The organism is Streptomyces sp. NPDC004134, assembly GCF_042874195.1.
GTDB lineage: Bacteria > Actinomycetota > Actinomycetes > Streptomycetales > Streptomycetaceae > Streptomyces.
The window spans coordinates 99,730-122,717 of record NZ_JBIAMS010000006.1 but is presented as its reverse complement, the minus strand read 5'-3'; the positions used below and the strand labels follow the sequence as shown (position 1 = coordinate 122,717).

Below are 22,988 nucleotides of genomic sequence, written 5' to 3'. Positions count from 1 at the left end.
GAACCGAGGAGGCCCCGCCCCGTGTCCCTGTTCTGGCGGATCTTCGGGCTCAACGCCCTGGTACTCGGCACGGCCACGGGCGTGCTGATGCTGGCGCCCGTGACCGTCTCCGCGTCGGTCCTGCTCGCCGAGGCCGTGGTCCTCGTGACCGGCATGGGCGTCATGCTCGTCGCCAACGCCGCCCTGCTGCGCGTCGGCCTCGCCCCGCTCGAACGCCTCACCGGGCTGATGGCCACCGTCGACCTGCTCCGCCCCGGCCAGCGGCTCGCCGTGCCGGGCACCGGCGACGTCGCCGACCTCATCAGCACGTTCAACGCCATGCTCGACCGGCTGGAGGCCGAGCGCGCCGCCAGCACCGGGCGCGCGCTGTCCGCGCAGGAGGCCGAGCGGCGGCGCATCGCGCAGGAGTTGCACGACGAGGTCGGGCAGAGCATGACCACCGTGCTGCTGGAGCTGAAGCGCGCGGGCGAGCGCGCGCCGGAGGCGCTCCGCGAGGACCTGCGGCGGGCGCAGGAGACGACCAGGGAGAGCCTGGAGGAGGTGCGCAGGCTGGCCCGCCGGCTGCGCCCCGGGGTGCTGGAGGACCTGGGCCTGGTCAGCGCGCTGACCTCGCTGGGTACCGATCTCGCGGGGCACACCGGGATGCGGGTGGAACGCCGCGTGGATCCCGGCCTGCCGGCGCTGGACCCGGATGTGGAGCTGGTGCTCTACCGCGTCGCGCAGGCGGCGCTGACGAACGTCGTACGGCACGCCGCGGCGGACCGGGTCGAGCTGAGCCTCCTGCGCACCGGCGCCGCGGTGCAACTGCGGGTCGCGGACGACGGCCGCGGGGTGGGCGTGGCCCGCGAGGGCGCCGGGATCCGCGGCATGCGCGAACGGGCCCTGCTCGTCGGCGCGGACCTGGACGTCACGCGGGCCCCGGGCGGCGGCACGCAGGTGGTGCTCACCGTCCCGGATGCCGGACGCGCCCGCGGCGGGGCGCCGCCCGGACCGGCCCCGGGCCGGATCGTGCGGTGAGCCTTCGCGGCGCGGTGACGCCGCCACGCACCACGCGCACCGGTGGGCGTCTCCGGGTGCGGGAGGGGCAGTGTCGGGGTGGGGCGGTGTCGTGCGGGCCTCTCGGGTGCGGGAGGGCCGTGCCGGGGTGGGCGGCTTCGTGTGTGAGCCGGGTGACGTGGGGTTTGAGCATGGGCCCACCTCGGACGTGGGCCGCCGCAGCGGAGCAGCCCGCTCCGGCCACAGCGGCGATGGTCCGGAGCGGGCAGCGCTCAGCCCTCCGGCCCCACCCGAACCAGGGGCGCCGCAACCAGTCGTTCCGCGACGCGCTCTCGGTCTGGTTTACCGGCCCCGGCGGAGGAATCCGGACGTAACTTGCGGTAACCGCCCCCGCAGATCCGGGCAAAGCGGGCACTCGGCCCGACTTTCGCCCGTCCGCGTCCCTTTACTTGTCCCGTGTATACCGGTTGCCGCCTGGGCCGTTCCGAGTGCGCAGTGGTGCGAACTCGTGGACACAGCCCCTGCGAACTAGGGCAAATCCCCCACAGGGTCGGAGTTTTGCCCAGCGCCGCGTATTCAACCGTCCCGCAGGGGCGGCTTCGGGCCTTGGTTCGGGTTGGGTGGGAGGGCGTGATCCCCGGTTGTTCCCGTTCATCGCCGCTTTCGCCGGAGCCCGGCTGTTCCGCTGCGGCGGGCCGCCGCCGAGGTGGGGCCCATGCTCCAAACCCCCGTCCGCCCAGCTCACATATGAAGCCGCCCACCCCGGCACCGCCACCCCGTAGCCCCGGCACCGTCCCCGGCGCGCCCGCCCGGCACCGGCTGCCGCCCCGTAGTCCGGCGCCGTTCGCCGGACGCTCTTCCTCCGCGCCGGCTGCCGCCCCCGTAGCCCGGCGCTGTCACCGCTGGGCCGAGCGCGAAGGCGCCTGCGGCCTCGGCGTACAGCGCTCCCGCGCTCTCGCCACGCTTCCCGGGCGTCAAGGCTGACGCCCTGCCGCCGCTCGGCGGCCGCCCCGCTTTCCCCGCCCCCGGGCGGCGACGCCATCCGGACACGGACCCCTCCGCCGCTCCCCTCGCACCCGGCCGCGATCACCCGCGTACGGCACCTGCCGGATGAAATCGATTTCGGATACGGTCCCCTACCAGCGGGCGCCCCGGGGACGTACGCCGCGCACACGGGGGGTGTACGTCCCGGGCGTCCGCACCGGCACCCGAGGAAGCGAGGAACCATGCACGACACCCCCTGGCCGGTGGTACGCCGCTACCGAGGCGACCGGCTCGCCCACATCGCCATGCCGGTCGGCGGCATCGGCACCGGCTCCATCGGCTTCGGCGGGCGCGGCCAACTGCTCGACTGGGAGCTGTTCAACCGGCCCGCCAAGGGCTTCACCCCCGACTCGTTCTTCTGCCTGCGGGCCGAGGGCGCCGCCGGGTCCTTCACCCGCGTCCTCGAATCGGCCCTGCTCCCCGGCGAGTACGCGGGCCACGCCGGCAGCACGTCCGCGCTGCACGGCCTGCCCCGGTTCCGCGAGGGCGAGTTCGCCGCCGCCTACCCCTTCGGCCAGGTGCGGCTGACCGACCCGGAGCTGCCGGTGGCGGCGACCGTACGGGTCTTCAACCCGCTCGTCCCCGGCGACGCCGACGCCAGCGGCATCCCCGCCCTCGTCTACCGCGTGACGGTCCGGAACACCGGCGCCGAGGAGCTGGCCGTCGACGTCTGCGGCAACCTCCAGCACGTCGCGGGCCGCCGCCACACCGGCGGCCTGCCCGCGGGCAACGCCTTCCGCCTCCTCGAACTCGACGGCGCCACCGTGCTGTCCGGGCACACCACCGAGGTCGCCGAGGGCGACGAGAGCTGGGGCACGCTGGCCCTCGCCGCCCTCGGCGGGCCCGTCACCAGCCACCGGCTGACCTGGGCGCGCCGCTCCTGGGGCGACTCGCTGCTGGACTTCTGGGACGACTTCGCCGAGGACGGCCGGCTGGCCGAGCCCGCCGAGGGCGCCCGCGTACCCACCGGCTCCCTCGTGGTCTCCGACCGCCTCCCGGCGGGCGCCGAGCGGGAGTTCACCTTCGCCGTCGCCTGGCACTTCCCGCACCGCCGCGGCTGGAGCCACCGCTTCCAGGGCCCGCCGGACTACGGCCACAGCGCCGACACCGTCGGCAACCACTACGCCACCCGCTACTCCGACGCCGCCGACGTGGTCCGCGGGCTCGCGCCCCGGCTGCCGGACCACGAGCGCCGCACCCGCGCCTACGTCGAGGCCGTCACGACCTCCAGCCTGCCGCCCGCCGTCCAGGACGCCGTGCTCTCCAACGCCGCCGTGCTGAAGACGCCGACCTGCTTCCGCATCGCCGACGGCACCTTCCTGGCCTGGGAGGGCGGCAACCCCGACCACGGGAGCTGCCACGGCAGTTGCACGCACGTGTGGAACTACCAGTACGCGCTGGAACAGCTCTTCCCCGACCTGGCCTGGACGATGCGCGAGGTCGAGTTCGCGCACGCGCTGGACGAGCGCGGCATGATGAGCTTCCGCGCCGGGCTGCCGCTGGACCGCGAGGGCACCGGCTGGCGCATCGCCGCCGCCGACGGGCAGATGGGCGCCCTCGTCCGGCTCTACCGCACCTGGCGGCTGACCGGCCGCGACGACCTGCTGGCCGCGCTCTGGCCGGGCGCGCGCCGGGCGCTCGAGTTCGCCTGGATCCCGCTCGGCTGGGACGCGGACCGCGACGGGCTGATGGAGGGCTGCCAGCACAGCACCAGCGACGTCGAGTACTACGGGCCGAGCGGCGTCAACCAGTCCTGGTATCTGGCCGCGCTCGCCGCCTGCGAGCGGATGGCGCGGGCCCTCGGCGACCACGCGTTCGCCGCCACCTGCGCGGAGGTGCTGGCCGGCGGCGCGGCCAGGACGGACGCGGAGCTGTTCAACGGCGCATACTACGGGCAGAAGGTGCTGCCCGCCGGCTCCGCGGACAACATCGCCGAGGGCCTGCGCATCCGCTACGACGGCGACAACCCCGACGTCGGCTCCGACGACCTCGTCGACCCCGACCTGCAGATCGGCCCCGGCTGCATGGGCGACCAGCTCGCCGGCCACACGTACGCCGTGCTCTGCGGGCTCGACGACCGGCTCGATCCCGCGCACACCAGGACGGCGCTGCGCAGCGTGCTGCGGCACAACCACCGCGCGGAGTTCCACTCGCACATGAACCATCTGCGCACCTTCGCGCTCGGTGACGAGCACGGGCTGCTGAACTGTACGTATCCACGCGGCGGCCGGCCGACGCGACCGTTTCCGTACTGCAACGAGGTATGGACGGGCGTGGAGTACACCGCGGCCCTCGGGCTCGCCGCGCAGGGCGACAGGGAAGCGGCGGAGCACGTGGTGGCGGACGTCCGGGACCGCTACGACGGGCGGGTGCGCAACCCGTTCAACGAGGTGGAGTGCGGCAACCACTACGTGCGCTCGATGGCCTCGTTCGGGCTGGCGCACGCGTGGCCGCGGACCGTGGTGGACGCCGGTGCCGGGACCGTCGAACTCGACCCGCTGCCGGGCCGCTGGCCGGTCGTCGCCGGGGGGCACGTGGGGGTCGTGCACGTCACCGCGGGCCCGGACGGGGCCGCGGCGGAGGCGGTCTGGGAGCCGTCCGCGGAGGGGAGCGGCGGGCCGCTCGCGGTGCGGCTGCGCGCCGCGGCCGCGGGCGCGGGGGAGGCCGCCGCGCCGCCGCCCGCGTAGCGGGGACGCGCGGTCCGTACGGACGAGGGCGCCCGGCTCGCACGGCCGGGGCTCCCGGTCCGTACGGGCACGGGCGCCCGGCCCGTACCGGCGCGAACGGCCGCCCCCGCGGCGGCCGTACGGCGATTGCGCGTGCACGCCTCTTGACCCCCGCGGTGACGCGCTGCTTGCATGGCTGGCCATCAGGCAAGAAATCGATTTCACGCCCTGTTCCGCCCGTACATGCCGAAAAGTCCGCGCTGCCGGAAACCGGTGCCGGACCAGTGAGAGGAGCCGCAATGGGTTGGGTCGGACCGGGAGGAATGTCGCGCCGTCAGGTGCTGCGGTCGCTGGGCGCGGCGGCGCTCGCCGCGCCCGCCGCGGGGAGCCTGGCGGCGTGCGGGGGATCGGCGTCGGGGGACTCGTCCTCGCTCGACCTCGTGTATCTGGGCGACGCCACCCAGCAGGAGGCGTTCAACGCGCTCTTCGCCGAGTTCAACAAGTCCAGGCCGAAGGTGAAGATCAAGGCCCGCGGCATCGCCGCCGAGACCTGGGGCAACTTCGCCAACACCGTCTCCACCCAGATCGCCGGCGGCAAGGTCCCCGACATCGTCCAGGTCGCCACCGAGGGCCAGCGGCTGTTCGCCTCCAAGAGCCTCCTGGAACCCCTCGACGCGTACATGGACAGGGACAGGAAGACCGTCGAGGACTACTTCTCCGACACCGACCCCAAGCTGAGGGAGTGGACCGAGACCTACGGCTCCACCGACGGCAAGACCTACTACATACCCGGCGGTTACAACACCTCGGTCCTGTACTGCAACACCAAGGTCTTCGCCGACGCCGGCGTCGACCTGCCGGAAGCCGAGTGGACCTGGGACGACTTCCGCGCCGCCGGCGAGCGCATCAAGGCGAAGACCGGCGCGTTCCTGCTGCCCGCCGGCTTCGCGTTCCCGTTCCTCGACATCATGCCCTGGCTGCTCACCAACGGCGCCAGCACCCACAACGCCGCCTGGGACGAGGCGACGTTCGACAGCCCCGCCGCCGTCGAGGCCGCCGAGTACGTCAAGAGCCTCATCGACGAAGGGCTCTCGCCCAAGCCGGGCGGCAACTTCAACGCCGCGGGCCAGCTCCGGAAGGGCAAGCTCGCCACCTTCGGCGCCGGCCGGTGGGCCACGCTCGACATGCGCCGGCTGGAGCTCACCGACTCCGTGCGCATCGTGCCCTGGCCGAGCAACACCCGGGCCGGTGCCACCGTCGGCTGGGACGGCTGGCCGATCCTGCGCGCCTCCAAGAACAAGGACGCCGCCTGGGAGTTCCTCAAGTGGATGATGTCGAAGGAGGCGTCCACCTTCTACGCCGCCTCCGGCGGCACCAACATCCCCGCCCGCAACTCCGTCGCCGCAGGACCCGCGTTCACCGACGACGCCCCGGCCGGCACCGAGAACCTGCCCGCCGCCCTCGGCTACGGCACCCCCATCCCGTCGCCCGAGCGCGGCGCGGAGGCCCAGGCCGCCATCACCCAGGGCTGGCAGGCGGCCATCCTCGGCAACCAGCCCGCCGCCGAGGCCCTGGGCAGTGCGAACGACAAGCTCAGCGGGCTGCTGTGACCCTGACCCAGGCACGGCCCAAGCGGGCCGCCGCCCCGCGCCGGGCGGCGCGCGGCGGCGGCCGGTTCCGGCGCGGCGAGTGGGTCGGGTACGCGTTCCTCAGCCCGGCGCTGCTGCTCTTCCTCGCGTTCGTGGCCGGGCCGTTCGTCGTCGCCGTCGTGCTGGCCTTCTTCAGTTGGGACATGCTCACCCCGGCCGAGTTCAACGGCGTCGGCAACTTCACCGAGATGTTCTCCGACCCGCTGCTCTACGAGGCGCTGGCCAACACCTTCGTCTTCGCCTTCGCCTCCGTCGTCACCCACCTCGGCGGCGGGCTGCTGCTCGCCATGGGCGTCAACCGGATGATGAACAGGGCGCTTTCGTACTTCGTCCGCACCACGCTGTTCTTCCCGTTCGTCATCTCCTGGGCCGCGGTCGCGCTCCTCTGGAAGTACGTGCTCGACCCGACGTTCGGGCTCGTCACCCACTACGCCGGCGAGATCGGCGTCACGCCGCCCGAGTGGTTCACCGACCCGGCGTGGGCGCTGCCCGCCATCATCGCCATCGACTTCTGGCACACCATCGGCTTCACCTTCGTCATCATGCTCGCCGGGCTGCAGACCGTGCCGCGCGAACTCCACGAGGCGGCGCGTGTGGACGGCGCCCGGCCGCACCAGGTCTTCTGGCGGGTGACCCTGCCGATGATGTCCCCGACGATCTTCTTCGCCGCCGTCGTCACCTTCATCGGGGCGTTCCAGATCTTCGACCCCGTGCAGATCATCACGCCCGACGGTGGGCCCGAGAACTCGACCATCACCATCGTCATGTACCTCTACCAGAAGGGCTTCCAGTCCTTCCAGATCGGCTACGCCGCGGCCGTGTCCATCCTGGTCTTCGTGATCATGACGGCCGTCACGCTGCTGCAGTTCTGGGGCTCGCGGAAGTGGGTGCACCAGCAGTGACCGTACGGATCCGCAGCCGCCGGCGCGTACGCCCGGCCCACCTGCTCCTCGAACTCCTCCTGGTCGCCGTCGGGCTCGTCATGATCGCCCCGCTCGTCTGGCTCGTCGTGCAGAGCCTCACGGCGGAGGAGGCGGCCTTCGAACTGCCGCCCAACTGGATCCCCAAGCCCTTCACCACCGACAACTTCGCCGCCGTGCCGGACGCCATCCCGTTCGGCCGGATGGCGCTCAACAGCCTCCAGGTCGCGGTGATCGCCACCGCCGGCTCGCTGCTGGTCAGCGTGCTCGCCGCGTACGCCTTCTCCCGGCTGGCCTTCCGCGGCCGGGACGGGATCTTCCTGGTGCTGCTCAGCGCGCTGATGATCCCGGCGCAGATGACGGTCATCCCCGTCTTCGTGCTGATGCGCAACCTCGGCCTCATCGACTCGCTGCCCGCGCTCTGGCTGCCCGCGCTGATCAACGTCTTCTCGATCTTCTTCTTCCGGCAGTACTTCAACACCATCCCGCGCGAACTGGACGAGGCCGCGCGCATCGACGGCGCCGGGCACCTGTGGATCCTCTTCCGGATCATCGTGCCGCTGTCGGGGCCCGCACTCGCGGCGATGGCGATCCTGACGTTCCAGGCCGTCTGGAACAACTACCTCGGCCCGCTGATCTTCCTCAGCACCCCGGAGCACATGACCCTGCCGGTGGGCCTGGTCACCCTCCAGGCCAGCCACGGCGGTTCGCCGGTGGTGGTGTTCGCGGCGATCACGGCGGTGGTGGTGCCGGTGCTGGCGCTGTTCCTGGTCTTCCAGCGCTCGTTCGTGGCCAGCATCGCGCAGGCGGGACTGCGCGGATGAGGCGGCACGCGACGGCGGTCCCGCGGACCGGGCCGATCCGGTACGCGGCCACCGCGCAGGCGCCGGCGCCGGTCGCCGAGGACGACGTGCTGCGGCGGGTGCTGCGCGGCGCCTGGCCCAGCCTGCCGGCGCTGGCCGTCGCGGGGGCGGCGGTCTGCGCCGCCGGCACCGTCGCCGTCCTTCTCGCGCCGGGCGTCACCCCCGTCTCCGTACTCGTCGCCGCCGTGCTCACCGGCCCCTGGCTGGCCGCGCTCACCGCCGCCGCCGACCGCATCGCCGCGGACGGCGAGGCCGGGCTCCGCGACTGGGGGCGCGGACTGCGCGCGCTGTGGCGGTTCGGTGCGGCGCAGACGCTGGTGCCCGCGGTGCCGGCGGCGGCGTTCCTGGCGGCGCTGTCGCTGTGGCAGCAGTCGCGGAGCGGGTGGCTGCTGCCGTCGCTGGCCGCCGGGGGCGCGTGCGCGGTGGCCGGGCTGCTCGCCCTGCCGGCCGTGCTGTCCCTCGGCGCGGCCCGCCCGGCGCTGCGCGGCCGGCTGCTGTGGGTCTGCGCGGCGCACCTGGTCGCCCGCCATCCGGCGCGGTTCCTCGCCGCTCCGTCGCTGGCGCTGCTGGGTCTGTGGGCCTCGCTGCGCTGGACGGCCTCACTGCTGCTCCTCGTCCCGCTACCGGTGGCGCTGGTCGCGGCCGCCGCGACGGCGACGGCCCTGGCGCGCCACGGCGCGGCCACCGCCGGGGGAGAGGAGCAGGACCGGGGCTGACGCGCGTACGGCCCGGCGCCGGCACGCCACCCGTACGCCGTCAGCCCCTCCCGCCGCGCGGGGTGCCGGCGCACGGCACCATCTCCGTACCCGGGCCGGCAGACGCCCGCTGAGCGCGGGACGCGCGAGGCCGGGGTGGTCCCGGTCACACCCACCGGGCGATGAGTTCCTGCGGTGGCGGTGGTCCTACGGGGCGAGTGATGTGGTCGGGTGGAGGAGACGCCGATGAAGAACGATGTCTGGCCGATGGTGCACGCGGAGCGTGCGGCGCTGATCGAGGACCTCGCGGGCCTCGACGACGAGCAGTGGGGGCAGCCGTCGCTCTGTGAGGGGTGGACGGTGCGGGACGTGGCCGCCCATCTGGTCGACACGGCCCGGACGACCCGCCTGGGTTTCGTGACCGGCCTCGTCCGGGAGCGGTTCGACTTCGACCGTCAGAACGCACGTGGCGTGGAACGCGAGCGCGGTGCCTCACCGCAGGAGACGTTGCAGCGGCTCCGGCAGGTGGCGTTGCGGACGTCGGCCCCGCCGGCGCCGCTGGACACGCGGCTCGTCGAGGAGGTCGTCCACGGTGAGGACATCCGCAGGCCGCTGGGGCTCACCCGCTCCTACCCGGCGGAGGCCGTCGCGCGGTCGCTGCGCCTGCAGGCCCGTACTCCCGCGTCCTTCGGCGGAGCCAAGGAGCTGACGGCCCGGGTCCGGCTCACGGCAGTGGATGCCGACCTGTCCGTCGGAGACGGTCCGGAAGTCAGGGGACCCGCGCTCTCCTTGCTGCTGGCCGTCTCCGGGCGGCGGGTGGCGCTGGAGGAGCTGGAGGGGCCGGGAACCGCCGCGCTCGCGACACCGGGCCGGTGACACCCGCTCAGTCCTCGTGGCGGGCGACGCGTTCGTCGTTGAGTGCGTTCACGGCGCCGCGGGCGTCGCCGATCGTGGCGTAGTCGACGGCCACCAGGTTCACCGGCCGGCCGCGGGCGCGCTCGCACTCGCGGGCCCGGTCGAGCACGAAGTCGCGGGCGTTGATGCGGCCCGCGTCCAGGCGGCTGCCACCGCTGTTGGTGATGAAGTGGTTCATGAGGAAGAGCCGCTTGTTCTCACCGCCGCGGTTCGGCGCGCACGTCATGGCCTCAGGCGTACGGAACGCGAACGGCGTCTCCATGCCGTACCGGTAGAAGTTGCGGTACCAGGGCGCCGGGCCGTCCGCCTTCTCCGCGAACACCACCAGGCGCCGGTCCTCGTCGATCATCTCGCCGAGCGTCGGCCAGGGCTTGTCCGGATCGTCGTCCGGGGTGAAGAGCACGTCCTCCAGCCCGGCCTCGCGCATCGCGGCGGCGGTGTCGGCGCCGCTGATGCCGTCCTGGACCACCAGCGTGACCACGTCCGACGGGTTCTGCTCCAGCCAGTCGCCGATCTTCTCCAGCTCCGGCACGAGCGGCAGCGCGCCGCCGCGGCAGACGGCGTGGCAGAGCCAGGTGCCCTTGCGGGGCGGGTCGACGGTGTTGAGCACCGAGCGGATCTGCCGCTGCATGGTCGGGGTGAAGTCCGACTCCGCCAGCCGTTCGGTGATCTCCGGCGGGGTCTCCCAGCGGTGGGTGTCGATCAGCAGGGCGCGGACGCCGTCGTTGAGCTGGCCGCTGATCGACGGGTCCTGCAAGGGGGCGATGAAGCGGTCCTGGGAGGTGGCCATCGCGTTGTGAGAGGCGAGCTGGGCCACCTCGTCGTAGCGCAGCTCGCACAGTTCCTCGCGCCCGTTGCAGCGGCGGTCGGACTCGCCGCCGAAGGCGTTGGGTACGAAGACGGCGCCGGCCAGCGCGGCGACGACGACGCCGACCGCACCCCAGCGGTAGCGCGGCGGCATGGGCGGAGCATGTCCGGCAGTGCCGGGCGCGGCGGGGGCGGGCGGTTCGGCGGCGCCGGGTTCCGGGGCGCCGGGGGCGCCCGTTCCCGGCTCTCCGGCACCCGGCTCCCCGGCGCTCTCCGGCTCGCCGGCCCCCGTGGCCGCCGGCTCCGCGGTCGTCCCCGCCTCGGCCGCCGCCGCCCGCGCCGCGGCGATCGCCGTCGCCCTGCGGTGCCACAGCCAGCCGCCGGCGGCCAGCAGCACCCCCGCCGTCAGCGGTACCGCCGCCGTCGTCAGCGCGACCGTGTAGAGCCGGTCCAGCGCCGTGCGCTGCACGTCGGCCAGCAGCCGGGCGGCGGAGTCCGGCCAGTTCCGCGGCGCGGCGGCGATGCTGCCGCCGACCATCCCGCGCACCACCAGCGCCAGCACGAACGTCAGCGCGCCGCCGCACGCCAGCGCCCCGCCGATGCGCATCAGCCGGCGGCCCGGGGCGCGCGGCCCGTACCGCCACAGCACCGCCAGCGAGGCCAGCCCCAGCAGGACCGCGCCGGTCTGCACCCAGCCCAGGCCCAGCTTGGTGAAGGCGCGGGCCTCGCGCGCCGGGCGCAGCTCGTCGTCGCCGGAGCCGAACTCGGAGGCCAGGTCCCAGGACACCCCGTCCGCCGTGTTCCGCAGCGCGGAAGCGGCGCTCTCCTCCCGTCCGGAGAAGAGCGCGGGCCCGACCTCCGCGAGCGCCGTGGCCAGGTCGCCGACGCCGAGCGCGGCGAGCAGCCGCGGGCGCAGCTCGGCCCGCTCGTCCGCGGGTACGGCCCGCAGCACCGTGTCGGTGGCGGTCCTCGCCTGCTCCTCGGTGAGGTCGAGGGTCGGCAGGCCCTCGGGGCGCTCGCCGTCGGCGATCCGGTTCACGGCCTCGCCCAGATCGGACTGGAAGGCGGCGTAGTCGGGGGCGGGCTTGTCCTGGAGGTTCGCGACGACGTCGGCGAAGTGGACGTTGCCCACGGCGCCCAGGTTGTCGAGCACCGGCCGCAGGTCGACCTCCAGGGTCAGGTCGTCCTTCTCGCCGCGCAGGTACGCCACCGCGTCCCCGATGACGTCCTCGGCCAGGGCCCGCGCGGTGGTCGGCGGCAGGACCGTCTTCAGGTTCGAGGTGACGACCGCCTCGGGCACCGGCAGCCGGGCCAGCAGGTCGCGGGTGACGCCCGACGCCTCGGGGTCGACCAGCACCTGGTCGTAGAGCCGGTCGTAGGCGTGCTCCCGGTCGAGCGCGGCCCGGTAGAAGCCCGCGTCGGCGACGGTGGAGCGGGCCGTACCCGCGATGACCAGGACCGCCGTGGCGAGCGCCGCGACCACGAAGGCGAGCCACCGCAGGACGACGGCGTCCCGCGGCGGCGCGGCCTGCCCGACCCGCCGCACGACGCGGGCGAGCCGGGCTCTGAGCTTGTCGAACAGGGTCATACGCGGTTCCTGCCTGCTGTTGCCCTCCGAGCCTACGGGCTGCGCGCAGGAAACGCCCCGGACCGTGATCGGCGCCCGCCGCCGGGCGCCGCCGGGTCCCGCCCCGTCAGGGGGCGGCGGGGGCGAGGAAGTCCCGCGGGGACAGCGCCCTGGCCACGATGCGGGTGTCGCCGATCCAGCCGTAGAAGCCCTGCCCGAACCGCTCGTCGAACTGCGTGGCGCCGATGACGAAGGGCTTGCCGAGGGTGGCGATGCCGGTGGAGCGCTGGGCGGGGTTGCGGGCGATCTTCGAGCCGTCCACGTACACGATCGTGCGGCGGCCGTCGTTGACGACCGCCAGGTGCATCCAGCGGCCCACCGGCAGCGTGTGGCTCCACGAGGTGGGGTCGGCGTCCTGCCGGTGCGGGTAGACGACGAACTGGAGGAAGCGCTCCGGGGAGAGGTTCAGGCTGCACGTCGGCTCGTCCGGCGACCAGCCGGTGGTCTTGCCCGCGTCGCCGTTGCGGCCCTCCCAGCTCAGGATGCCCATCCAGGCGTGGTCGCCCTCGAAGGGCTCCGGCAGCCTCACGAACGTCTCGATCGTGTAGCCGGAGGTGAGAGCTGCGCCGCGCCGTCGTCGTCCGACCAGGCGAGGTCGTGCGTGGTCAGGATCGCCGGCAGCTTCGGGAACCGGTCCAGGACGCCCTGCGCCCAGCTCAGCCCGCGGTCGGAGAGCCGCCAGTCCAGCGCCAGCACCAGCCACTCGCGCCCGCCGCCGCGGAGCACGTGGCAGGTGTTGTAGCCGTCGTCCGAGGCGCCGCGGTACGTCTCCATGCGGCGGTAGCGGTCGGGGCCGAAGGCGCCGAGGTACGGGCTGTCGCCCCGCTGGTCGTCCTTGGAGCCGTCGACGTCGTGGTTGCCCGCGAGCACGCTGTACGGGACCGAGCCGTCCAGGGTGCGGAAGGTGGCGGCGGCGAGGTCGATCTCGTCGGCCGTGCCGTGCTCGGTGACGTCGCCGAGGTGCGCCATGAACGCGATGTTCGCCTCCCGGCGCTCGGCGGCCAGGTACCGGAACGTCGCGCGCAGCGGCTCCGGGTCGGCGCTCATCGCCGGGCCAAACCCGCCCGGGACCGGGCCGGTCGGGGCGCGGTCAGGTCGCGATCAGCGTGAACTCGGCCTCGGGCACGGTCCGTCCGGTACGGGTGTCGCTGAGCGCGGCGCCCCACTGCGTGAACTCCGGTGTCTTGTCGCGGTAGCCGCGGTTGCCGCGCAGGGTGATGCGCTTCGAGTCGCGCACCCCGACCGCGTACGGGTACGGGCCCTGCACGGTGGCGACGCGGAAGAGCACCGAGCCGGCGAGCAGGATGTCGGCGCAGCGCTCGATCTCCACCGCCTGCGAGCGCCAGCCGTAGATGTGGTCCTCCGTCGGCAGGCCGAGGAACGACCAGTCGCGGACCCGGCGCAGCACCACCTCGCGCGTCTCGTGGTGCTCGACGGAGACCTCGTACAGCCGCGTCGGCACGTCGGTGTCCTCGACCAGCAGCCCGTTCTCCGCCCAGCCGTTGATGCTCCACACGTGGCCATCGCGCCGCCCCCGCCGCGCACCCAGATGCCGTACTTGTGCGCGCCGCGGTACGCGTAGCCGGGGTCGCCCGACTGCACGTCCTCCGGGTGCCACTTCACGAACTGCGTGACGATGTCCGCCAGATACGAACCGGCGCCGGACCGCCACAGCAGGTTCACGGAACCCGCCGTCCGCCGCGCGGTGTCCAGGCCGAGCCCGCTCACCGTGTTGCGGCCGCCGCGCGGGGTGGCGAGCAGCGCGCGCGGCGCGTCCGGGTCGGCGAAGTGCGGGTGGCCGTCGGCGGCGAGCAGCCAGGTCTGCCGCGGGTGCAGCCCGATCAGGCTGGTTCCGGCCCGCAGTTCGAGGGTGTCGGTGAACAGGTACTGCCCGATCGGCACGAACACCGTCTCGTGCCGGTCGACCGCCGCCTGGAAGACGTCGAGGTCGTCCTCGCCCGCGCCGATCGTCCGGCCCATCTCCGCCGCCACGTCGGCGACGCTGACCCACTCGCCCACCGGCGGCGGTGCGGGCGTGTCGGCGCGCAGCCCGGCGCGGACGAGGGCGCCGGGCGCGCCGCGGGCGAGGTCGGCGTACACGCCCTCGCGGCGCGACTCGCGCCGGCCGAGCGCGTTCTCGACGCGCAGCCCGTACGTCAGCTCCCGGATCCTGCCGGACGGCCGCGGGCCGGAGGTGCGCGCGCCGCTCTGCGCGAGGAGCAGCAGGTCGCGGGTGCCGGTGGCGGTGCAGTCGAGCAGGGTGAGCTGGTTGCTGCGCCGGATCAGGTCGTTCCCGGCGCCGGGCAGCGAGTCGCTGTCGTTGAGCACGGCGACGGCGTCGCTCACGCCCTCGAAGTGGGAGTCCTGGACGTGGAGGTGCTGCCACTGGTCCGGCGCCGACTCGAACGCCCGCGGCGTACCGGAGAACGCGGTCCGCACGACGACCAGCTTGGCGTCGTTGAACATCGACACCGCCGCCCGGCGCTGGCCCTCGAACCGGCAGTCCAGCAGCGTCGTCTGCCAGCCCGCGGACGCGGCGTACGCGTGCAGCCCGACCTCGCCGCCGCGCACCCGCACGCGGTGGATCAGGTTGGCGTTGTGGTCGATGCCCGCGCGGGCGCTGCCCGCGTCGATGTCGAGGTCCTGGAGCAGGCACGACTGCGCGCCGCCGAAGCGCACGGCGATCGCGTCCGGGTTGCCGGGGCCGATGCGGATGTCGAGGTTGACCAGGCCGGAGCCGAAGGTGTCGTTGTTCGCGTACGACACGGGGCCGCCGACCGGCCGCCGCCGGAAGGAGAACACGTCGCGCGCCGTTCCCGCGGCGTACCCGGGGGTGGCCGCGCCGAGCACGAACACCGGCCGGCGGGCGCCGAACCCGACGATGCGCACCGAGTCGTGTACGTCGACGGGCCCGGTGAGCCGGTAGCCGCCGGCGGGGACGAGGACGACGCCGCCGCCGTCGCCGTGCGGGAAGTCGCGGGCGCCGCCGAGGATGTCGCCGAGCTTGCCGGCGATGCCCCGGCGGGACGCCTCGTCGACGGCGGCCTGGAGCGCCGCGGTGTCGTCGCCCTCGCCGTCGCCGTGGACGGCGAAGCCGGGCCCGCCGAGGAGGACGGCGCCGGGGTCCGGCGGGCGGGCGGTGTACGACGAGCCGAAGCGGACCGGGTCCCACGACGGCCCGCCGGCCGCCGCGGCGGCACCGGGAGCGGAGCCGGCGAGGGCGGTGGACGCGGCGGTGGCGGCTCCGCTGGCGAGGGCGCCGAGGGCGAGCGCCGTGCCGCCGGCGGTGGCGCCGCGCAGCACGCCGCGGCGGCTCATGGCGGACGGGGACGAGGACGGAGAGGACGGTGACGGGGACATCGCGGCTCCTGCGGCAGGAGGGAACGTACGGGAAACAAGGCGGTCACTTCAGACCGGTGTGCGCGAGGCCCTCCACGAACTGGCGCTGCGCGAAGACGAACACGGCCAGCACCGGCAGCGCGGTCAGCGACGCGGCGGCGAGCTGCACGTCCCACATCGGGCCGCCGTAGGCGTCGGTGAACTGCGTCAGCGCCTGCGGCAGCGTGAACTTCTCCGGCGTGGAGAGGTACACGATCGGCTCCAGATACAGGTTCCAACTGTGCAGGAACGTGAAGATCCCGACCGCCGCAAGCGCCGGCCGCGCCAGCGGCAGCGCGATGCGCCAGTAGATGGCGAAGCGGCCCAGGCCGTCCATCCGCGCCGCCTCCTCCAGCTCGGCCGGCAGCGTGATGAAGAACTGCCGCATGATGAAGGTGGCCAGCACGCTCGGCGCGCCGAGGACCGGCACCAGGACCAGCGGCCAGTGGGTGTCCGTCAGCCCCCAGTCGTTGAACGTCTGGAACAGCGGCACGATGGTGACCTCGCTGGGGATCAGCAGGCCGGTGAGCACCACCAGGAACAGCGCGTTCTGGCCGCGGAACCGGATGCGCGCGAAGGCGTAGCCGGCCATGGACGACACCGCGAGGGTGCCCGCGGTCACCACGACCGCGATGTACATGCTGTTCCAGTACTGCTGCGCGAACGGCTGGAGGTCGAAGACCCGCTCGTACGCGCCGAACCCGGGGTCGCCGGGCAGCAGCGACGGCGGGAACGCGAAGATCTCGCTCGCCGGCTTCAGCGACGACGTCACCATCCACCACGTCGGGAAGACGAAGGGGACGAGGAGCACCAGCAGCACCCCGTAGAGCACGAGCCTGGCGCGCCGGGGCAGCTTATGACTCATGGAAGACCCACTTCTTGCGCATCTGCCACTGCACGACGGTCAGCACGAGCACGATGAGGAAGAGCAGCACGGAGAGCGTCGCGCCGTAGCCGAAGTGGTGGAACTCGAACGCCTGCTGGTAGAGGTAGTAGACGAGGACCGTGGTGGAGTTGCCGGGGCCGCCCTGGGTGAGCACGGCGATCTGGGCGAACACCTGGAGCGAGCCGACCACCGTGATGATCGAGGTCAGCAGGATCGTCGGGCTGATCAGCGGCACCGTGATGCGCAGGAACTGCCGCCACCGCCCGGCGCCGTCCACCGTGGCGGCCTCGTACAGCTCGCGTGGCACGCCCTGCAGCGCGGCCAGGAACAGCACCATGTTCAGGCCCACGTTCTTGAAGACCTGCACCACGACCACCGAGATCATCGACGAGGTCTCGCCGCGCAGCCAGTTGGGCCCCTCGGCGCCGATCAGGTCGAGCCCGGCGTTGATGCCGCCGTTCTTCTGCAGCAGGAAGCCCCACACGATCGTCCAGGCGACCAGCGAGACCACCACGGGCGAGAAGAACAGCGTGCGGAAGACGATGCTGCCGCGCAGCTTCTGGTTGAGCAGCACCGCGAGCGCCAGCGCGAGGCTCAGGTTCAGCACCACCAGGCCGACGGAGAAGAACGCGGTGGCGCGCAGCACGCCCGGCAGCTTGGGATCGTCGGCCAGCGCCCGGTAGTTGTCCGCGCCGACCCCGTGGAAGCTGCCGGCCAGCACGTTCCACTCGTGGAAGCTGTACCAGAAGACCAGGGCCAGCGGGATCAGGACGAACAGGACGCTGCCCAGCAACTGCGGGGCGATGAACAGGTAGCCGGCCAACTGGTCCCGGCGGCGGGCGGTCCAGAAGGGCCGCCGGGGGCCGTCCCCGCGCGGGCGCGGGTCCGCCGCCCCGGCCCGGGCGCGTTCCAGGGTCGCCATGGCGGCGCCGTCACTTCTCCAGTTGCGGCTGGATCGCCGAGCAGACGTCCTGGAGCGTCTTCGCCACGTCGGCGTCCGGCTTCCACAGCGGGTCGAGCGCGGCGCGTACGGCGTCGAAGAGCTCGGCCTGGTTGGTGTGGGTGGGCTTGACCTTCCCGTTCTCGATGCCGCCGATGACGACCTCTTCGAGCTGCGCGGGCTTGAGCTGCGGGTTGCTCTTGGCGAGGGTGTCCGCGTCCAGTTGGGAGCCGCGGGCCTGCGGGAAGTAGCGGCCGAGGGCGGCGGAGTTCTTCTCGTTCGTCATGAACGCGAGGAAGTCGACGGCCTCCTCCACGTGGTCGCCGTTGCCGAGCACCCCGAGGCCGGCCTGTCCGATCACGTCGTACGAGCCCGCGGGGCCCTCCGGCAGCGGCACGAAGTCCCAGCCGAAGCTGTCGTCCAGCAGCGAGGCGCGGCTGATCTGGGTGACGGTCATCGCCGCCTCGCCGGCGAAGAAGTCGGCGGTGGTGCCCGGCGCGGGCATCGCCTCGTCGGCGAAGATCGCGTCGTGCAGGAAGGTCATCGCCCCGGTCATCTCCGGCTCGTCGAACGCGCAGGTCGTGCCGTCCTCGCTCCAGGGCTCTGCGCCCCAGCCGTCCCAGACGGTGGCCAGGTTGTCCCACAGCTTGTAGTCGAAGTCGCGGATGACCATGCCGGCCTCGCCGGTCCGGGCCCGCACCGCGCCGCCGGCCTTCGCGACCTCCTCCCAGGTCCACCTGCCCTGCTCGATCAGCTCGGCGGGGGTGGGCTGGCCGGCGTCCTCGAGCATGTCCGTGTTGACGAAGACGCCGAACGGGGAGGTGGAGAAGGGGTAGGCATAGAGCTTGCCCTCGTGCTCCCACAGCTTCTTCGCCGCCGGCAGCACGTCCTCGTCGTCCTCGATCTCGGCGAGCGCCCCGGAGGCGACGAAGTCGGGCGCCGAGTTCTCGAAGATCCAGGCCAGGTCCGGGGCCTTGCCGCCGGCTATCTGGGTGGTCAGCGCGGTGGTGTAGCTCTCGACCGGCAGGGTGTCGAACTTGATCTCCTTCACCTCCGGGTGCTGCTTGCGGTAGTCCGCGGCGATCCCGTTCAGGAGCTTCAGATGCTCCTCGTTGCCGGTCCAGATGGTCATGCGCAGCGTGACGGGGCCGCTTCCGGAGCCGGAGCCGCCGTCGGAGCCGCCGCACGCGGTGAGCGCGAGCAGGCCGGCGGCGGCGAGGGCGACGGGCTTGCCGCGGACGAGGGTTCCCCGGCCGGGCCGGGTGCGGAGCCGTGATGGCGAAGACATGCGGGTGCCTCCTCGGATGTCGGGTCGGTTCGGTGACCGTCGGTCAGTAACCGGTGATGTCGGGCCAGCGCAGCTCGACGCCGTGGGCGGTCAGGGTGCGCTGGAAGTCCTGGAGCAGGCGGGGGGTGTTGCGTACGGCGCGGGGTGTGAGGCCGTGCGCGACGCAGTGGGCCGCGAGCAGTCCCGCGGCCTCGCCGATGTTCCACTCGACGGGGTGCAGGCGGTAGCAGCCGTTGGTGATGTGGGTGGTGCCGATGTTCTTGCCGGCGGGCAGCAGGTTCTCCGTACGCCGCGGGAGCAGCGCGCCGAGCGGGATCTCGAACGGGCTGGAGGGCACGTCGATGTAGGTGTCGCGGCCGGTGGAGGGGTGCAGGTCGATGCGGTACATGCCGATGCCGGCCGAGTCCGGGTAGCTCACGGCGCCCTTGCCGCCGCGCACGTCGAGCGACAGGTCCTGCTCCACGACGGTGTACTCGGCCCGGATCCGCCGCGACTCGCGGATGTACGGGGCCATCGCCAGCCCGTCCGCGCCGCCGCCGGTGACGTCGCCGCGCAGCCGCAGCCCGGGGAAGCCGGTGCCGCCGTCGGGGCGCGGGGCCTCGGTCTGCATCCAGTACAGCAGCGACAGCGAGAGACCGCGGGCCTCCGCCAGCCGGTCCGCGGCGTCCGGCACGTCGACGACCGGGGCCTCGAAGTAGTCGACCATCGGCCAGTTGACGAGCGTGACGTCGCTGGCGTACGTCCCGGGCGCGAACTGGTCGCGGGCGGCGATCCGGCGGAACGTCCACAGGTTCGTGTCCCCGCCGCTGCGCCGCTGGTCGGCGACGACGGCGAGCGGGTCGTCGCCCGGGTTCGGGGTGAACTCGCGCTCGACCAGCTCCAGCGTCCGCGGGTGCGGTGCCCGCCAGGACAGCAGCGGAGCACCCCAGAACTCCGGCTCGTAGTCGCGCCAGAAGCCGTACGAGGCGGGCCGGTCGATGGTGTGGTCGCCGTCGACGTGGTCGACCGCGAAGCAGTACGACACCGCCTGCATGTTGAGCGGCTGCGCCTCGTCGGGACCGCTGGGCTCGCCGGTCTCGGCGCCGGACTCGAAGCCGGTGACGTACTCGGTGCCGGTCAGCGGCAGCAGTTCGCCGGTCTCGGTGGCGTCGAGCACGTACGGCGCGGTGAGCACCAGCGGCTCGCCGCCGCCGGGGCGCTCCACCGTCACCGACGTGACCCGGTCGCCGTCCGTCTCCGCGGCCGCCGGGCGGTAGGGCTGCAGCACGGTCAGCCGGCCGGCCCCGCGGTACGGGGCCAGCAGCTCGTCGATCACCGCGACGGCCACCCGCGGCTCGTGGCAGAGCCGGCTGACGTGCCCGGCGCCCGGGTTGAGGTCCGGCTTGGCGCGGGCGGCGGCCGTGAGCGGGTAGTGGCGGCGGTAGTAGTCGCGGATGCCGTCGCGCAGCGCCCGGTACGAGGCGGTGGCGCCGAACTGCTCGATCCAGGTGTGCTCGTCGGGGGGCACGGCCTGGCTGGTGAGCTGGCCGCCCAGCCACTCGTACTCCTCGGTGAGGATCACCGAGCGGCCGGCGCGCAGGGCGCCGAGCGCGGCGGCGACGCCTCCGGTGCCGCCGCCGACGACGAGGACGTCCGCGTGCATGGGTCTCCTTGGGGTGCTGAGTCGGAGGTGGGGCAGGGTGGGTGCGGGCAGGGGGCCGGTCAGCGGGCGGGGGCGGCGAGCGTGACGCCCTCGACGAGGCGGCAGTCCAGCAGCCGGCGGGTGTGCTCGGCCCGGCCGTGCAGCATGCCGGTGAGCAGGTCGACGGCCTGCCGGCCCATCTCGGTGCGGCGCAGCCGGAAGCCGGTGAAGTCCACCGGCGGGTCCACCGGCGCGGTGGGGTCGCCCAGCGCCAGCATCGACAGGTCCCGCGGTACGTCCAGGCCGCGGGCCGCCGCCGCCTCGTACAACTTGACCGCGTCGTGCAGGAACTCCACGAACACCGCGGTCACGCCCGCGTCGAGCAACTGCTCCAACTGCTCCGCGGCCGGCTCCCCGCGCGCGCCCAGATGCGCCGCGCCGGGGCCGGCCACCTGCCGGAACCCGGTGAGCCGGTCGTCGGACGACTCCGCGCCCGCACCCGGCCCGGCGAACGCCAGCCGCCGGTGCCCCAGCGCCCGCACCCGCTCCACGAGCCGGGCGGTGGCGGAGACGTAGTCGGCGCCGATGTAGGGCACGGGCCCGCCGTCCGCGTCGTCGCGGCGGCCCACGCAGACGAAGGGGTAGCGCTCGGCGACCAGCCGGCTCAGCTCCTCGTGCGGGATCTCGCGGCCGAGGAGCACGCAGCCGTCGGCGACCCGCAGCCGGTTGTTCTCGTGGAAGATCCGGCGCCGCCCGGCGGTCACCGGGGCGGAGGTGAAGAGCAGCAGGTCGCAGCCGCTGCGCTCGGCGCTCTCCTCGATGCCGCGCAGGAACGGGTGGTAGAAGTCGGCGCTGGTGCTGGGGAAGACGGGCTCGTAGGTGAAGACCCCGAGGATCTGGTTGAGCTGCTTGGTCAGCCGGCGGGCCATGGGGTCGGCGGCGTAGCCGGTCTCGCGGATCACGCGCAGCACCCGCTCGCGGGTCTCGGGGGCGATCCTGGCGGCGTCGGGGCGGTCGTTGAGCACGAGCGAGACCGTGGTCTGGCTGACGCCGGCGAGCCGGGCGATGTCGCGCTGGGTGAGCCTGCCGGGGGCTTCTGGCATGGGAGTCGGGGCCTTCACAGTGGGTAGCTAATGCGTATTGCCTGACTGCTGTGCGAGGAACCTAGAGCTGCCCGCGGAAGGCCGTCAAGGGGTGTTGCAGCAGCGGTAATGCGAATTAGCAGATTACCGAGAAGGGTTGGCGCCCCGAGTGCCCCGAGTTCGGGGCGTACGCGAGGGAATGTGCACCGCGACGCCACGGCGGCGGCCGACCGGGCGCGGACCGGCCCGCCTTCGCCGTCGCCGCGGCCTGCCGTGGCCCGCGTGTTCTGACCCGGGGGCGGCGGCCCACGGGTGTCCCGCGGCAGCGGCCCCGCCCGGCCGCGAGCGGCACCGGCACCGGCCGCGTCCTCACGCGCCGGGTACGGGCCCCCGGTGGGTCAGCGCGACGGCCGCCCCGCGCGCCGCGGACCCCGGCGGCGCGATCTCCTCCGGCTCGCGCCAACTGCCGTCCCGCAGCGTCCACATGGCGTGCACGGCGCCGTCCGCGCCCGCGAACACCGCGTCGAGCCGCTGCGCCGCCGCCCGGTGCCCGAGGCCGATCGCGGTCGCCGGCGCGCACGTGCCCGGCGGGGCCGCGGTCACCGGCCCGCGCCAGCCCGCCTCGCCGGCCGCCGACAGCGCCAGCACCGAGCCGTCGACACCGGCGACCACCGCGGTCAGCCGCTCCGCGGACTTCCCGTGCGCGAGCGACACCGGGGAGCCCGGCGCGCAGTTGCCCGCGGGCGCGACGACCTCGGGGCCCGTCCACGGGCCGCCGCCGTCGGCCCGCATGACCTGCACCGAGCCGTCCGCGCCGGTGAACAGCGCGGTCAGCCGGCCGGCGTCGACCTGGGACGCGAGTGTCACCCCCGTACCCGGCGCGCAGGTGCCGGGCGGGGCGAGGACCGCGGGTCCGTGCCACGGGTGGTCGACGTCCGCCCACAGCGCCTGTACGGATCCGTCCGCGCCCGCGAACACCGCCTCCAGCCGCTCGGCGGGACCGCTCCGGCCCAGCCCGACCGGGGTGCCGGGCGCGCAGGTGCCCGCCGGGGTGAGCGGCGCGGGCCCGTGCCACGCTTCGCCGCCCGCGGCCCACAGCGTCAGCACCGCGCCGTCGGCGCCGGTGCACAGGGCGTCCAACTGGTCCCTCGTCCGCTGGTGCGCGAGCGTGACGGCGGCGCCCGGCGGGCAGGTCCCCGGCGCGGCGGCCTCGTCCGGGGCGTGCCAGCCCCGGCCCCGTACGGACGACATGACTTGAATCGACCCGTCCGTGCCCGCGTACCCTGCGTCCAGCCGGCCGGCGGACGCGCGGTGGGCAAGGCCGATGGGGGCGCCGGGGCGGCAACTCCCCGCGGGTGCGGCGACGGTGGGCCCGCGCCAGGGGCCGCCGTCCGCCGCCGCCAGCGAACGCACCGTTCCGTCCGGTCCGGTGAAGAGCGCACGCGCCTGGGAAAGTGCGTCCGATTGCGGCATCGTGGCCTCCGGGTCAGAGGCCGCCGGCCCCGTATCGAGCGCGACGACCTGGGGGGACCGGACCACGTGTTCGACGGCAATCATGCCGTACGGCAACGGATCCGGGAATGCGGAACCGCCGTCGTGTCGGAAGTGCGT

17 protein-coding genes are annotated in these 22,988 nt (G+C 73.9%); 7 read left to right on the top strand and 10 right to left on the bottom strand.

The window, feature by feature from the left end:
- Positions 1-21: 21 nt before the first annotated feature.
- The 7 genes from ACFYVJ_RS10800 (at position 22) to ACFYVJ_RS10770 (ending at position 9,709) form a co-directional block, all read left to right on the top strand.
- Positions 22-1,017: a sensor histidine kinase gene (locus ACFYVJ_RS10800; protein ID WP_388888872.1), complete on the top strand. Its 996-nt coding sequence runs from the start codon at positions 22-24 to the stop codon at positions 1,015-1,017.
- Positions 1,018-2,222: 1,205 nt separating this feature from the next.
- Entirely contained in the window at positions 2,223-4,727 is a 2,505-nt protein-coding gene (locus ACFYVJ_RS10795; protein WP_388888870.1) for a GH116 family glycosyl-hydrolase, read from the top strand.
- 302 nt (positions 4,728-5,029) lie between these two features.
- The gene (locus ACFYVJ_RS10790; RefSeq protein ID WP_388888867.1) at positions 5,030-6,316 is read left to right on the top strand and encodes an ABC transporter substrate-binding protein; all 1,287 of its coding nucleotides are present in this window, start codon (positions 5,030-5,032) and stop codon (positions 6,314-6,316) included.
- Complete coding sequence (locus ACFYVJ_RS10785) at positions 6,313-7,257, top strand: carbohydrate ABC transporter permease (RefSeq protein ID WP_388888865.1); 945 nt, start codon at positions 6,313-6,315, stop codon at positions 7,255-7,257. The genes ACFYVJ_RS10790 and ACFYVJ_RS10785 overlap by 4 nt, the downstream gene beginning before the upstream one ends.
- Positions 7,254-8,099, top strand: coding sequence for a carbohydrate ABC transporter permease (locus tag ACFYVJ_RS10780; protein ID WP_388888862.1), 846 nt, complete (start codon positions 7,254-7,256; stop codon positions 8,097-8,099). The genes ACFYVJ_RS10785 and ACFYVJ_RS10780 overlap by 4 nt, the downstream gene beginning before the upstream one ends.
- Positions 8,096-8,854: a hypothetical protein gene (locus tag ACFYVJ_RS10775; protein WP_388888859.1), complete on the top strand. Its 759-nt coding sequence runs from the start codon at positions 8,096-8,098 to the stop codon at positions 8,852-8,854. The genes ACFYVJ_RS10780 and ACFYVJ_RS10775 overlap by 4 nt, the downstream gene beginning before the upstream one ends.
- 225 nt (positions 8,855-9,079) lie before the next feature.
- Entirely contained in the window at positions 9,080-9,709 is a 630-nt protein-coding gene (locus tag ACFYVJ_RS10770; protein ID WP_388888856.1) for a maleylpyruvate isomerase family mycothiol-dependent enzyme, read from the top strand.
- 7 nt (positions 9,710-9,716) lie between these two features.
- Here the strand turns inward: ACFYVJ_RS10770 and ACFYVJ_RS10765 are convergent, their stop codons facing one another.
- The 10 genes from ACFYVJ_RS10765 to ACFYVJ_RS10720 all read right to left on the bottom strand — a co-directional run bounded on the left by ACFYVJ_RS10765 (position 9,717) and on the right by ACFYVJ_RS10720 (position 22,628).
- Positions 9,717-12,143, bottom strand: coding sequence for a hypothetical protein (locus tag ACFYVJ_RS10765; RefSeq protein WP_388888854.1), 2,427 nt, complete (start codon positions 12,141-12,143; stop codon positions 9,717-9,719).
- Positions 12,144-12,249: 106 nt separating this feature from the next.
- Positions 12,250-12,711 carry a LamG-like jellyroll fold domain-containing protein gene (locus ACFYVJ_RS10760; RefSeq protein WP_388888851.1) on the bottom strand — a complete coding sequence of 154 codons (462 nt, stop codon included), beginning with the start codon at positions 12,709-12,711 and terminating at the stop codon, positions 12,250-12,252.
- Positions 12,708-13,229 (bottom strand): metallophosphoesterase, encoded by a 522-nt coding sequence (locus ACFYVJ_RS10755; RefSeq protein ID WP_388888848.1) that lies wholly within the window; start codon positions 13,227-13,229, stop codon positions 12,708-12,710. The genes ACFYVJ_RS10760 and ACFYVJ_RS10755 overlap by 4 nt, the downstream gene beginning before the upstream one ends.
- Before the next feature lie 54 nt (positions 13,230-13,283).
- Positions 13,284-15,542 (bottom strand): glycosyl hydrolase family 28-related protein, encoded by a 2,259-nt coding sequence (locus ACFYVJ_RS10750; RefSeq protein WP_388888845.1) that lies wholly within the window; start codon positions 15,540-15,542, stop codon positions 13,284-13,286.
- A 43-nt stretch (positions 15,543-15,585) separates the two neighbouring features.
- The gene (locus ACFYVJ_RS10745; protein WP_388888843.1) at positions 15,586-16,425 is read right to left on the bottom strand and encodes a carbohydrate ABC transporter permease; all 840 of its coding nucleotides are present in this window, start codon (positions 16,423-16,425) and stop codon (positions 15,586-15,588) included.
- Positions 16,415-17,368 carry a carbohydrate ABC transporter permease gene (locus ACFYVJ_RS10740; RefSeq protein ID WP_388888841.1) on the bottom strand — a complete coding sequence of 318 codons (954 nt, stop codon included), beginning with the start codon at positions 17,366-17,368 and terminating at the stop codon, positions 16,415-16,417. The genes ACFYVJ_RS10745 and ACFYVJ_RS10740 overlap by 11 nt, the downstream gene beginning before the upstream one ends.
- A gap of 10 nt (positions 17,369-17,378) precedes the next feature.
- On the bottom strand, positions 17,379-18,674 hold the full coding sequence (locus ACFYVJ_RS10735) for an ABC transporter substrate-binding protein (RefSeq protein WP_388888839.1): 1,296 nt from the start codon (positions 18,672-18,674) through the stop codon (positions 17,379-17,381).
- 43 nt (positions 18,675-18,717) lie between these two features.
- Complete coding sequence (locus ACFYVJ_RS10730) at positions 18,718-20,316, bottom strand: FAD-dependent oxidoreductase (RefSeq protein WP_388888838.1); 1,599 nt, start codon at positions 20,314-20,316, stop codon at positions 18,718-18,720.
- 59 nt (positions 20,317-20,375) lie between these two features.
- The gene (locus ACFYVJ_RS10725; RefSeq protein WP_388888836.1) at positions 20,376-21,398 is read right to left on the bottom strand and encodes a LacI family DNA-binding transcriptional regulator; all 1,023 of its coding nucleotides are present in this window, start codon (positions 21,396-21,398) and stop codon (positions 20,376-20,378) included.
- A 348-nt stretch (positions 21,399-21,746) separates the two neighbouring features.
- Positions 21,747-22,628 (bottom strand): hypothetical protein, encoded by an 882-nt coding sequence (locus ACFYVJ_RS10720; protein ID WP_388888834.1) that lies wholly within the window; start codon positions 22,626-22,628, stop codon positions 21,747-21,749.
- Positions 22,629-22,988 lie beyond the last annotated feature (360 nt).